Origin of the sequence: Streptomyces sp. NPDC057654 (assembly GCF_042800135.1) — a bacterium.
In the GTDB taxonomy this organism is placed as follows: Bacteria; Actinomycetota; Actinomycetes; order Streptomycetales; family Streptomycetaceae; genus Streptomyces.
Genome location: NZ_JBHVHQ010000181.1, coordinates 1 through 12,118 on the forward strand (window position 1 = coordinate 1; position 12,118 = coordinate 12,118).

At 68.7% G+C, this 12,118-nt stretch carries 12 protein-coding genes and 1 pseudogene; 5 read left to right on the plus strand and 8 right to left on the minus strand.

Annotation, left to right across the window (positions count from 1 at the left end):
• Positions 1–1,538: ABC transporter transmembrane domain-containing protein (locus ACFU99_RS16305; protein WP_384391795.1), on the minus strand; the 1,538-nt coding region annotated here is incomplete at its 3' end.
• Positions 1,539–1,829: 291 nt separating this feature from the next.
• On the opposite strand from ACFU99_RS16305, the gene ACFU99_RS16310 reads away from it, so the two are divergent.
• Positions 1,830–2,435 (plus strand): glycoside hydrolase family 25 protein, encoded by a 606-nt coding sequence (locus ACFU99_RS16310; RefSeq protein WP_384391798.1) that lies wholly within the window; start codon positions 1,830–1,832, stop codon positions 2,433–2,435.
• 96 nt (positions 2,436–2,531) lie between these two features.
• Here the strand turns inward: ACFU99_RS16310 and ACFU99_RS16315 are convergent.
• Positions 2,532–2,663 (minus strand): annotated as a pseudogene (locus tag ACFU99_RS16315) (undecaprenyl-diphosphatase); the annotation flags it as partial.
• 51 nt (positions 2,664–2,714) lie between these two features.
• Positions 2,715–3,149 (minus strand): hypothetical protein, encoded by a 435-nt coding sequence (locus ACFU99_RS16320; RefSeq protein WP_384391801.1) that lies wholly within the window; start codon positions 3,147–3,149, stop codon positions 2,715–2,717.
• Positions 3,150–3,502: 353 nt separating this feature from the next.
• Here ACFU99_RS16320 and ACFU99_RS16325 point away from each other — a divergent pair, with 353 nt between their 5' ends.
• Positions 3,503–4,306, plus strand: coding sequence for an IS5 family transposase (locus ACFU99_RS16325; protein ID WP_384391804.1), 804 nt, complete (start codon positions 3,503–3,505; stop codon positions 4,304–4,306).
• A gap of 281 nt (positions 4,307–4,587) precedes the next feature.
• On the opposite strand, the gene ACFU99_RS16330 is transcribed toward ACFU99_RS16325, so the two are convergent.
• The 3 genes from ACFU99_RS16330 to ACFU99_RS16340 all read right to left on the minus strand — a co-directional run bounded on the left by ACFU99_RS16330 (position 4,588) and on the right by ACFU99_RS16340 (position 6,647).
• On the minus strand, positions 4,588–4,938 hold the full coding sequence (locus ACFU99_RS16330) for a hypothetical protein (protein WP_384391807.1): 351 nt from the start codon (positions 4,936–4,938) through the stop codon (positions 4,588–4,590).
• Positions 4,939–4,940: 2 nt separating this feature from the next.
• Positions 4,941–5,405, minus strand: a complete 465-nt coding sequence (locus ACFU99_RS16335; RefSeq protein ID WP_384391810.1) for a prevent-host-death protein — start codon at positions 5,403–5,405, stop codon at positions 4,941–4,943.
• Between the two features lie 363 nt (positions 5,406–5,768).
• Complete coding sequence (locus ACFU99_RS16340; protein WP_384391813.1) at positions 5,769–6,647, minus strand: helix-turn-helix domain-containing protein; 879 nt, start codon at positions 6,645–6,647, stop codon at positions 5,769–5,771.
• Positions 6,648–6,867: 220 nt separating this feature from the next.
• Here ACFU99_RS16340 and ACFU99_RS16345 point away from each other — a divergent pair, with 220 nt between their 5' ends.
• Both ACFU99_RS16345 and ACFU99_RS16350 read left to right on the plus strand, forming a co-directional pair.
• Positions 6,868–7,764 (plus strand): alpha/beta hydrolase, encoded by an 897-nt coding sequence (locus ACFU99_RS16345; RefSeq protein ID WP_384391816.1) that lies wholly within the window; start codon positions 6,868–6,870, stop codon positions 7,762–7,764.
• 47 nt (positions 7,765–7,811) lie between these two features.
• Complete coding sequence (locus ACFU99_RS16350; protein WP_384391819.1) at positions 7,812–9,179, plus strand: alpha/beta fold hydrolase; 1,368 nt, start codon at positions 7,812–7,814, stop codon at positions 9,177–9,179.
• Positions 9,180–9,359: 180 nt separating this feature from the next.
• On the opposite strand, the gene ACFU99_RS16355 is transcribed toward ACFU99_RS16350, so the two are convergent.
• Positions 9,360–10,180 (minus strand): IS5 family transposase gene (locus ACFU99_RS16355; RefSeq protein ID WP_384391825.1). Its coding sequence is split into 2 segments (ribosomal slippage): positions 9,360–9,841 and positions 9,841–10,180, totalling 822 coding nucleotides; the frame shifts between segments, so codons are not numbered across the junction.
• A gap of 61 nt (positions 10,181–10,241) precedes the next feature.
• Here ACFU99_RS16355 and ACFU99_RS16360 point away from each other — a divergent pair.
• Positions 10,242–10,505 carry a carbamoyltransferase N-terminal domain-containing protein gene (locus ACFU99_RS16360; RefSeq protein WP_384391822.1) on the plus strand — a complete coding sequence of 88 codons (264 nt, stop codon included), beginning with the start codon at positions 10,242–10,244 and terminating at the stop codon, positions 10,503–10,505.
• Between the two features lie 428 nt (positions 10,506–10,933).
• On the opposite strand, the gene ACFU99_RS16365 is transcribed toward ACFU99_RS16360, so the two are convergent.
• The gene (locus ACFU99_RS16365) at positions 10,934–11,806 is read right to left on the minus strand and encodes an undecaprenyl-diphosphate phosphatase (protein WP_384391828.1); all 873 of its coding nucleotides are present in this window, start codon (positions 11,804–11,806) and stop codon (positions 10,934–10,936) included.
• Positions 11,807–12,118: the final 312 nt, after the last annotated feature.

The window sequence follows — 12,118 nt, forward strand, 5'->3', positions numbered from 1 at the left end:
GCCATCAGCACCTCGGGGTCGGCCAGCAGCGCCCGCGCAAGCCGGACGCGCTGCCGCTGGCCGCCGGAGAGGTTGCGGCCCTGCGCGTCGATGTGCGAATCGAGGCCCTTCGGCAGGCCGAGGACGATGTCCTGCGCGGCGGCGGCGCGCAGGGCCCGGCCGACGGCTGTCGCGTCGGGTGTACGGGGCGCGGCACCCTCGTCGGACTGGTCGGACTGGTCGGGCTCGTCGCATCCGTCGAGTACGGCGGGGTCCGCGCGGCCCGCGACGACCTCGCGCAGCGTGCCGGAGAACAGGTCGGCCTCGTTGTCCGCCACCAGGATCCGCTCCCGTACCTGCGTCAGCTCGATGTCCCCGAGGCGTACGCCGCCCCAGGTGGCCGCCGACTCGGCGAACCGGCCGAGGCGGTCGACGACGGCCGCGGTCTCCGACGGCCGGCCGCTGACCAGCGCGGTCAGCTTCCCGGGCGCGACCTCCACGCCGGAGTCCGGGTCACACAGTACGGACGGCGGCCCGGGGGCGTCCGCCGTCGCCCCGCTGCCCGCGGGATCGGGCTCCAGGTCCAGGAGGCGGATGACGCGCCGGGCGGCCACCAGGCCGCGGCTGAGGTCGTAGCCGCCCTCGATGAAGAACGCCACCGGCACCACCAGGACCGCGACGTAGCCGTAGACCGCCACGAGTTCGCCCACGCTGATCGTTCCCTGGGCGGCCATCCGGGCCGCGAGCCAGGTCACGGCGGCGAGGAACAGCGCCGGCAGCCCGAGGCCGAGGGCCTGGATCCAGCTCGTCACCGACCCGACCCGGTACCCCTCCGCCTGGAGCGCCCGCGAGCCCTGCCGGTAGCGCTCGGCGAAGACCTCCTTGCCGCCCAGGCCGTTCAGGACCCGCAGGCCCCCGGCGAGGTCCATGAAGCGGGCGGCGAGCGTGCCCTGATGCTCCCGGTACGCGCTCTCCCTGCCCTGGAGCCGCTCCAGCAGCGGGCCGAGCACGAGGGCGAGCAGCGGCACGCCGAGCAGCACCACGACGGCGAGCAGCCAGGAGACGGACAGCAGCAGCGCGGCGACGACGATGTACGCGAGGACCGCGCCGACGCCCGGACCGGTGAGGGTCAGGGTCTGGCTGATGGTCTGGACGTCGCCCATCCCGATGGTGACGATCTCGCCCGCGGTCATCCGGCGCGGCAGCGCGGCCCCCAGCCGGGTCGTCTGGAGCGCCACGACCCGCACGGTGCGGAAGGTGGCGTCCATCCGGACCCTGGTCATGGTGCGGTGCCGCATGATGGCCAGCCAGGCGTTGAGCACCCCGACGCCGAGCAGCGCCGCCGCCCAGCCGGCCAGCGCGCCGGTGCGGCCCGCCCGGAGCCCGTCGTCGATGGCGCGGGAGAGCACGTACGGCGGCAGCGTCAGGCAGACCATCCAGAGGCTGCCCAACAGCGCTCCGGCGGCGATCCGGTGACGCTGACTGGCCACCAGCCACCAGAGGTACCGGATGGCGCTGCGGCGGTCAGGTGTGCCCGGATTCATCACCGAATCTGTCATCTGCCGAACTTTAGTAAGCACCCGACGCAAATGGCCACAAGAGATTGGCGGGGGAGCTGTCAGGGAACAACAAGAAGAGCACGCGAGGGACGCGCGGGCGCGTCGAGAGCGCCCACAAGAAGAGGAGCACGGCCGGGCCTTCGGGGCGTATGCGCCTTTATCCCGAGTACGTCTCGCGAAACCTTTGATGCCGTCCCTCGTACGAGGGACAGTGCTCTCGCTCCGGCGCGGGACCAACACCGATACTGCTATAGCGAGTTGTCGCTGTCCGCAACCCTGGAGGAGACCGGCATGCTTCACGGCATTGACGTCAGCAGTTACCAGAGCGAGAAATACCCGGTGGATGACATCGACTTCGCGTTCGTCAAGGTGACCGAGGGCACCTCGTACACGAACCCGAAGTGGGTGGCCCAGCGCGACCGGGCCCGCAAGGCGGGGCTCGTCGTCGGCTATTACCACTTCGGCAGCGGGGGCTCGATGACCGCGCAGGGGGATTATTTCCTCGGGAAAATCAAGTTGAGGGCCGGGGACATCCTGTGTTTCGACTGGGAGAGCACCAGCGTCACGTGTGCGGAAAAGGACGCCTGGCTCGCCCATGTGAAGCGCAAGGCGCCCGGACACAAGGTCGTTCTCTACTGCAACCGCGATTACTGGCTGCACCGGGACACCACCAGCCAGGCCGGAGACGGACTGTGGATCGCGGACCCGGAGCACGCGGCCGGGCACCCCGCGGTCAAACACTCGTGGACCTTCCACCAGTACAGTTCCGCGGGAAATCTGGACCGGGACGTGGCGAATTTCGCCGACATGGACGCGCTGCGGTCCTGGGCCGGGGCGCCGAAGGCGGCGGCCGAGGCCGACGAGGCGCCGCCTGAGGGCGAGCCCGTGTCCGGCTGATGGGGGAGGGCCCCGCCAGTTCGCCGTCCGGCAGGGCCCTCCTTCCGCGCGGCTGAACGCTTCTGTAGTACGTACCTTCGTGCGGCCGAGCGCCGTTCAGCCCGCGCTCCCGCACGCGTGCGGGCTCAGCGCGTCGAAACCGACCAGCGCGAACAGGAGCAGCCCGAGCAGAATCCGGTAGACCACGAAGGGCAGGAAGCTCCTGGTCGAGATGAACTTGATGAACCAGTTCAAGTGTCAAGGTCCTGAGCCGCTTTGACCTGCTGTTTCCACCACTCTTCAAGGTCGAAATGGGAGAGCAGTGGGAGATGGCGCCTTCCAGCGCTCTCCCTCGCTGGCCACGAAGCGCAGGCACCTGGTTTGCAGCGAATCGGCAATCTCTTCGGGTGCCGGCGGGATCCTGGCCTCCTTGGGGATCTCCCAGACCGTGGACGCCGCCACTTTCACGCCGAGGATGAGCAGTTCACCGTGCAGGTGCCGGTAGCCCCAGGTCGGGTTCTTGAGGGCCCGGCGCAGGACCAGGGCGCGGATGGAGCGCGCGGTGCGCGGTCGGCTCCCGGTTTTCGGCCGGGACCGGGCGGCGTGGCGGCGGGCGACTATGTCGCGGTGCCAACGCAGCACGGTGTCGGGCCGCACCAGCAGCCGCATCCGACGCAGCACCTCGGGCGGCAGACCCAGCGCCGCCAGGAACGCCCGTGTCAGGCAATTCCCCACTCTCCGACCGTCGAGTCGGCGCTCCAGTACCCCGATTCTGATGACGCAGCGCGAAAATCTCGATGTCCTTGCCATGGTCGCTCATCACCAGCAGGCGTAGCAGGGCGAACACGTTCGTCACAGCGAGATGGGTCAGTCGCAGCAGCACGACCGGCCATCATGCCGGGGCGACCACCAGGTGCCCAGAGCACCCGCCCAAACGCCCGCGCTCGACACCACCCGTACGCCAGCCCCCACCGGGACGGATGAGTTTTTCGGCAGGTGCAAGGTAAGCAGCTCTGTAACTGATCGTTTCAGAATGAGTTCGGTGTGGCGGCTGGGAGTTGGGGTCGGCACGGGGCAGGGTTTACTGCATGGCTGACGATCTTGTACCCGATGATCTGTGGGAGCGGATAGCTCCGCTGCTCCCGGCCCGGCCGCCGCGTCGGCATCGTTTCCCCGGCCGCAAGCCGGTGGATGACCGGGTTGCGCCGGCGGGCATCGTGTACGTGCTGTGCACGGGGGTGGCCTGGGCGGATGTGCCCGCTGAGCGGATCGGCTGCAGCGGGGTGACCTGCCGGCGGCGGCTGCGGGACTGGACCGAGGCCGGGGTCTGGCCCCGCCTCCACGCGGCCTTGCCGGCCGAGCTCCGCAGTGCCGGACTCCTCGGCATGGACGACTGCTCGATCGACGGCTCCCGAGCCCTCAAAGGGGGGGCTCACACCGGCCCTTCACCGGTCGACCGCGCGCGTCCCGGCTCCAAGCACCATGTGATCGTCGACCGGCACGGCATCCCGCTCGCCGTGTCGCTGACCGGCGGCAACCGCCACGACGTCACCCAGCTGATGCCTCTGCTGGACGCCATACCCCGGATCAAAGGGCTCCGGGGCCGGCCGCTGCACCGGCCCAGGCGGCTGTTCGCCGACCGCGGCTACGACTTCGACACGTACCGCCGGCTGATCCGCAAGCGCGGCATCACCCCGAAGATCGCCCGCCGCGGTGCCCCACACGGCTCCGGCCTGGGCAAGACCCGCTGGGTCGTAGAGCGCACCTTCGCGTGGCTGCATCAGTTCAAACGCCTGCGCATCCGCTACGAGATACGCGCCGACCTCCACCAGGGACTCCTCGAACTCGCCTGCACCATCATCTGCTTGAGACGACTACCCACCGCATTCTGAAACGATCAGTAAGGCCGACGGCGCGTCTCCTCTGTCACAGTCGCACGTCGACCGGCTCGCCGCCATCCTGCGCCGGGCAGGCTCTCAGGCCAGTGCACGTCGTGGACGCGGAGCACCACACCGGACGGCTGGGGGCCGTGGGAGCGGTACTCGGCACCGGCGGCACGGGGTGCGGTCACGCTCCTCTCGCGTTCGCGCTCAAAGTCCCCGGCCAAGGCAGCCACACAGCGATCCCCATCGGATGCGCGCTCACCGACGATGTGCGAGGCTGCGAAGCGCGCCTACTTCGTCTCGTTCGGGTGGCTCGTGTGCACCTGCTCCAGGAAGACCGTGCGCTCGTGGACGTAAAACCAGATGCGCGCGGTGCCCTTCGCAGTCGGTTTGTGCTGCCACCTCTCATGGGTCGCGCCGCCACGCTCGATGACGCCGAGCTCACCCTTGAGCCGATAGTTCGTCGGCGTCGTGGACAGTGGCGTCCGCGTGAGGAAGTCCCAGGTCTCCGTTATGGGGTTGCGGATCGTCGCGACGAGGTCGCGCCATCCCTTCTGCGCGTCGGCTGTGGCAAAGCGGATCTCGTACTCGATTTTCTTCGGAGGGCGAGGAACCAGCTCGCCCTTCCTGGCGGCCAGCACGGTTAGGGACGCTCCACGGTCTCATCGTCGTCGAGCCACTCCAGACCGGCGCTGCCGCTGCTGAGCCCGGCCGCGACGGCGGTGGCCGTCTCCTTCCAGGAGGTCAGCTCTGCGATCGCGCGGTGCGGCTGGTCGGTGGAGAACGACGCGCGCGCCGCATCGACGAGGTCCTGCGCGCAGGACTCCCGGTCGGCCGGCGACAGCGCGAGCATCCAAGGGAAGGCCTTGGACATCCGCTCGGCGAGCGAGCCGCGGTCGTCGAGGGTGACGGTGATGAGCTGCGCGGCAAAGTTCAGCAAGCGGGCACGACCCTCGGCCTCGCGCTGCGACATCAGGACCAGAGCCTCGCCGTCGCGCCGGGTCACCGTCACGGGGTGGTCCTCGGCCTCGGCGAAGACCTCGGCGGAGTGCTTACTCAGGTCCGAGGAACGCCGAGTCGCCACGGGGAGGTCTGCTGCTATGGTCATGGATCCATAGTATTCGGAACGTATTCGGAAGTCCAGTGGAGGTCGCAGAGTGCGTGCGCCAGACTCGACCTCCGGACGCGGTCCGATGTCAGATCTCAGCCTTCCTTGATGCTTGGGTCAGACCCGAACTCACAGCCGGTCGATCGTCGAGATGGGGCGCGCACTTACTGATGGTTTGAGAATGAGGTGGCTGCGGATCTTGTGCTCGACGAGCATGGTCGCCAGGGTGTCCCAGGTGCGTGCTGATCTTGTTCCTGTCGGCCTGTCGGCCTGTCGGCCTGTCGGCCTGTCGGCCTGTCGGCCTGTCGGCCTGTCGGCCTGTCGGCAGCGGGAGGCCCGCGTCGACGGGCAGCTCAGCCTGATTCACGGGTGCGCCGCCGCGGTCGTAGCTGCCCAGCTGGCCAACAGTTGCAGACGCTCGGCAGTGGGGGAGGCGGGCTCGGCAATGTACGCGGACAAGGTGATGGAGGGAGAGGAGTCGAGGGTCAGTTCCTCGAAGCCCAGGATGAGCTCTCCGACCTGGTGGTGGAGGGTCTTCCTGCCCGCGCGGTGGACGCCGACATCGTGAGCGGCCCAGCGGGATCTGAAGTCGGTGCTTCGCGTGGACAACTCGCCGACGAGCTGTATCAGCTGCTTGTCGTGCGGTGTCGCGCCCGCCTGGGCACGGAGGATGCGCACGCACGCGGCTGCCGCATCGTCGAGGTCGTCGTAGAACTTGGCCGCGGCGGGGTCGAGGAAGACGACGGAGGCCAGGTTCGGCGGGGAGGCTGATGAGCGCCGGGTCGGGCTGGTGAAGGCCATGTCGAACAGGGCCCGGCCGAGAGCGTTGGACGCGAGGACGTCGAGCCTCTTGCTCAGGGCGATGACGGGGGTGGCGCTCATCGCATCGATGAGCAGTTGTACCTGCTGCGGCACGCCCGCCGCGACCTTCGGCTGTCTCCTCGCACGCGAGGGGCGGCGCGCGGTGCGGGCGAGGTCGTAGAGGTAGGCGCTCTCGTCCTCGGTCAGCTGCAGGGCACGGGCAAGGGCGTCGAGGACCTCGTCGGAGACCCCTGTCAGGTCGCCTTTCTCGATCCGGGTGTAGTAGTCGACCGAGACGCCGGAGAGCATCGCGACTTCCTCCCGGCGCAGGCCGGGGACGCGGCGCGCTCCGCCGCCCTTCGGGATGCCGGCCATGTCGGGGGTGATCTTCGCGCGGCGGGTGGCCAGGAAGTCCCGTACCCGTTCGTCCTTCGGTGCCATGACCTCACGCTATGGGTGATCGGGGCCAGGGGCCAGGTTCCGCCAGACCCCCCTCTGAGGGGGGTTCTATTGCAACCTTCCACCCTCGATCGAGGGCACCCACAGTTGATGTCGTAAGAGCCGACGGGCGCCGGCCCGGCTCCCGTACGACGATGAGTGGGACAGCCAGGAGGAATCATGACTGAACGGACCGAGCGCGTGAGCTTCCGTTCCCCGGGGGATGGCCTGGGACCTGGCGGGAATCCTCCACCTCCCCGCGGATTTCGACGAGAACGGCTCCTATCCGGCGATCGTGAGCGTTCCCCCGATCGGCAGCTGCAAGGAACAGACCGCCGGCAACGTGTACGCGAAGGCGCTGGCGGAGGCCGGCTACGTGGTACTCGCCTTCGACGCCACTTACCAGGGTGAGAGCAGCGGGCAGCCGCGTCTGGTCGAGGATCCCGCGCAGCGTGTGGAGGACGCCCGCGTCGCGGTCGATCACCTCGTGACGCTGCCGTACGTCGATGTGGACCGCATCGGCGGGATCGGGGTCTGCGGCGGTGGCGGCTACGTCATCAACGCGACCATGACCGACCGCCGGATCAAGGCCGTCACCAGCATCACCGGCGTCAGCTTCGGACGCCTCAGCCGCGAGTCGTTCAGCGGCTACGACCCGATCGGCGCTCTGGAGCAGATGGCGGCGCAGCGCACCGCCGAGGCGCGCGGCGCGGATCCGCGGGTCGACGACCTCCTGCCTGCCTCGGTCGAGGCCGGACGGGAGACGGGGCTGACGGACATCGACGTGCTGGAGGCCACGGACTACTACAAGACCGGCCGGGGACAGAGCCCGGGCGGCGCCACGAGCGCGGTGCTGTCGCGTCGCGCGGCGGCGATCGGCTGGGACGCGTTCTTCGGCGCCGAGCAGCTGCTCACCCGGCCGCTACTGGTCGTGATCGGCGACAAGCCCGGCGGGTTCGGCGCCTACCGCGACGGCCAGGAGATCTACGGTCGCGCCGCCTCGAAGGACAAGCGGCTCCTCGTCGTGGAGGACACCTCGCACTACGACCTCTACGACCGGCCGGAGCCGACGCGCCAGGCCATCGAAGCCGCGACGGAGTTCGTCGGCACCCACCTGTGAGCCCGGCCCACCCAGAAACCCATTCGACAGCAGACCCGAGGAAAATCATGAGCGAGAACATCAGCATCAGGACCCTCAACGGCTACGGCACCACCCTCGCCGCAGTGATCAACTTCCCGGAAGGCTTCGACGCGTCGAAGACCTACCCGGCGATCGTCGTCTCCCACCCGGGCGGCGGCGTGAAGGAGCAGGCAGCCGGCCTGTACGCGGGCAAGCTCGCCGAGCACGGCTTCGTGACCGTCGCCTACGATGCCTCGTTCCAGGGCGCGAGCACCGGGGAGCCGCGACAGCTGGAGAACCCGCACATCCGCACTGAGGACGTCAGCGCCGTGGTCGACTACCTGACCACGCTCGACTACGTGGACAGCAGCCGCATCGGCGCGATGGGCATCTGTGCCGGGGCCGGCTACACCGCGAACGCCGCGATCAACGACCCCCGCATCAAGGCCGTGGGCACCGTGAGCCTCGTCAACATCGGCCAGATGTTCCGCAACGGCTGGACGAACGACGTCGCCGACGCCGACGCCGCCCCCCTGCTCGCGATGGGCGCCGAAGCCCGCACCACCGATGTCCAGGGCAAGGACAACCCCTTCCCGCTCGCACCGATGCGCGAGGAAGACGCGCCGAACGAGGAACTGCGCCAGGCGTGGGAGTACTACCACACGCCGCGCTGCGAGCACCCCAACGCACCCGGCTTCATGACCACGCGCAGTCTGAGCCAGATCATCACCTACGACGCCTTCCACAAGGCCGAGGCGTTCCTCACGCAGCCGCTGCTGGTCGTCGCGGGCAGCGAGGCCGGATCGAAGTGGATGAGCGATGACCTGTTCGCGCGCGCCGCGAGCAAGGACAAGTCCTTTCACGTCGTCGAGGGATCGAACCACATGGAGCTCTACGACGGCGAGAAGGAGGTCGCCGAGGCCGTCAGCACGCTCGGCCCCTTCTTCGCCGGCCAGCTCTGCCCCGGGCAGTCGTCGCTGCCCCGCACCGATCACGCGGGGCAGCATGACCGCAGACGCGAAAGGAAGACCGCCATGGCCGCTTGGACCCCGGATGAGCTCGACCGCATCAACGCCGAGACCTACTTCACCGTCGGGGCGACCCTTCCCGACGGAACCACCCCCAAGACCGTCGACATCTGGTCCGTGCCCGTCGGGAACCGGATCTTCATCCGCTCCTACAACGGCACGCAGGGGAAGTGGTACGGGCCGGCGCTGAAGACCGGCCGGGGCCGGATCTCGGCCGGCGGGGTCGACAAGCCGGTGCGCTTCGTACCCGTCGCCCCCGACGACGAGGAGACCAACCAGGCCGTCGACGCCTCCTACCTGGAGAAGTACGCGGACAGCGAGTACTCGGTGACGATGTCGACCGAGCCCGTACGCCGCAACACCCTGGAGGTGGTCCCCGAGGAGTGAAGCCCCGGATGCGCGCAGCGGCGGCTAGTCGCGTGGTTATGCCCCCACACGAAGGCAGCGAGCAGGATCACGCCGGCCACAAGCGGAGCGAAGACCCACGGACTGGCCCGGCATTGACGTTCGACCTCGCTGAGGCCCTGAACGAGGCGACGACACTGCTACCCAGCTGGCGAGCACCCCTTACTGATCATCGGAGAATGAAGTTCGGAGGCGGCGAAGGCATATGAAGCAACAAGCCAGTTCGAGCAGGCCCTGGTGAAGATCCGCACGTCGTTCGTAGCGGATGCGGAACCGCTTGAACTGGTGCAGCCAGGCGAAGGCGCGCTCGACCACCCAGCGCACCTTGCCCAGCCCGGAGCCGTGCGCGACGCCGCGCCGGGCGATCATCGGCCTGATGCCGCGCTTCCACAGCAGACGACGGTACTTGTCGAAGTCGTAGCCCCGATCGGCATACAGACGCCGGGGGCTGTGGCGGGGACGGCCTCGCAGACCCCTAATCGCTGGCATTGCGTCCAGCAGCGGCAGGAGCTGGGTGACGTCATGGCGGTTGCCACCGGTGAGCGTGACGACGAGCGGGGTGCCATGGCGGTCGACGATCAGATGGTGCTTGGAGCCGGGACGGGCACGGTCGACGGGAGAGGGGCCGACGTGATCTCCCCTTTGAGGGCCTGGACGTGAGAACCGTCCACGGCACAGTCATCCAGGTCCAGCAGGTCGGCGCGGCGCAGTTCGGTCAGCAGGGCGGCGTGCAGACGTGGCCAGACGCCAGCTTCGGTCCAGTCCCGCAGCCGGCGCCAGGCCGTTACGCCAGAGCAGCCCACGGTCTCGGCCGGGACATCGCGCCAGGCGACACCGGTGCGTAAGACGTACAGGACACCCGCGAAGGCCGCTCGGTCCGGAACACGCAGTCGGCCCGGGTGGCGGTGACGCCGTTCGGGAGCGGGCGGCAGAAGCGGCGCCACCCGCGCCCGCAGGTCATCCGGAACACGATCAGCACGCATCCGGAACATGATGCCGACCAAGATCGTCGAGCACAAGATCCGTAGCTCAACTCATTCTGAAATGATCAGTAAGCCGAGCAACATCTGCACGGATGCCGAGCTGATAGCCGAACTCCTCGCTCCCGCCCTGTTCGGCCACCACCGGCCCCGGCAGGTCACCGTGATCGAGCACCACTTCGCGCACGCCGCCTCCGCCTTCCACTCCAGCGGTTTCGGCGAGGCCGCCGTCTTGGTGGTCGATGGCTCCGGCGACGGCGTCTCCGCCGCCCTCGCCCACGGCACCGCTGACGGACTGAAGGTCCTGCGCCAGTTCCCGTTCAGTTAGTCGCTGGGCTGGTTCTACGAGAGCGTCGCCGAACACCTCGGACTCGACAACTGGACCAGCTCCGGCAAGCTCATGGGCCTGGCCGACTACGGCAACCCCGACCGCTACACCCTCGACGTCCTCACCGCCCGCGCTGGCGGCTCGTCGAGAAGGAGCTGAGCGACGTCATCGTGACGGCCGCAGTGGCACTTGCCACCATCAGCCCGGACCCGGAGAAGGCGCTCGCCGACCGCGTCCAGGGCCTGCTGGCGCGCCTCAGCCTCGACTGACCCGGGCCCTTCCGCGCCATCCCCTACTTTGCGGACGCACACGTTCTAGTGGGGTGGTGTCCCGCCTCCCCGGTGGGAGATGAGTGGGAGATGATCATGGCGCGGTGCTGCAATCAGGCGCTAGAAAATGCTAGATAGCGCCACCTGTGAGGCCCCGAACTACCCCGCCGACTCACCCGCGTGCGGGCTCAACACCCCCATGCTGACCAGCGCGAACAGGAGCAGCCCAAGCAGAATCCGGTAGACCACGAAGGGCATGAAGCTCCTGGTCGAGATGAACTTCATGAACCACGCGATCACCGCGTAGCCGACCGCGAAGGCGATGAGCGTGGCGAGGGCCGTCGGCCCCCACGCCGTATGGCCGTCGCCCGCGTCCTTGAGCTCGAAGACGCCGGAGGCCAGTACCGCGGGCACGGCCAGCAGGAAGGAGTACCGGGCGGCCGATTCGCGGGTGTAGCCCAGGAGCAGCCCGCCGCTGATCGTCGCGCCCGACCGGGACACCCCCGGCACCAGAGCCAGCGCCTGGCACGCGCCGTAGATCAGCCCGTCCTTGACGTCGAGGTCCGTCAGATCCTTGCGCTGGGTCGCGGCCCGGTGCCGCCCGCCGCCCTCGTCGCGCGCGGCCCGCCGGTCGGCGAAGCCCAGCACGAGCCCCATCACCACGAGAGTGGCGGCGATCAGCCGCAGATCGCGGAACGGGCCCTCGATGGCGCCCTTGAGCAGCAGGCCGAGCACGCCGATGGGGATCGAGCCGATGATGACGAGCCAGCCCATCCGCGCGTCTCTGTCGCCCCGCTCACCTTTTCCGACGACCGACCGGAACCACGCCGAGACGATCCGCGCGATGTCCTTGCGGAAATAGATCAGCACGGCCGTTTCGGTGCCGATCTGCGTGACCGCGGTAAAAGCCGCGCCCGGGTCGTTCCAGTCCGCGAAAGCGGCGGTGAGCCGCAGATGGGCGCTGGAGGAGATCGGGAGGAACTCGGTCAGCCCCTGGACGAGCCCGAGGACGAAGGATTCGAACCACGACATGAGGCTTGTGCCATCCAAATGATGATCATGGCCGGACCGGCGACGGCGCGATCGGACAGACGTAACGGATGTCCGGCGTTCCAGCGTTCCGGCGTTCCAGGGTTCCGGAATTCTGGCCTTCCGGTTCCAGGCCGGCGCGGTGCGGCGGCCGCAGGCGATGATCCACCGGGCGGAAGTCAGCCTAGCGTCGTGAAGTGAACGTTTCGGTGAATTGCCGAAGTTCGCGTCGCGGGGCGGAGCGTATACCGGGGAAGGCGCGAGAGGATTCCGGGAATCGGTCGCGATTCGCGAGCGCAACCATTGCCGCGGGCG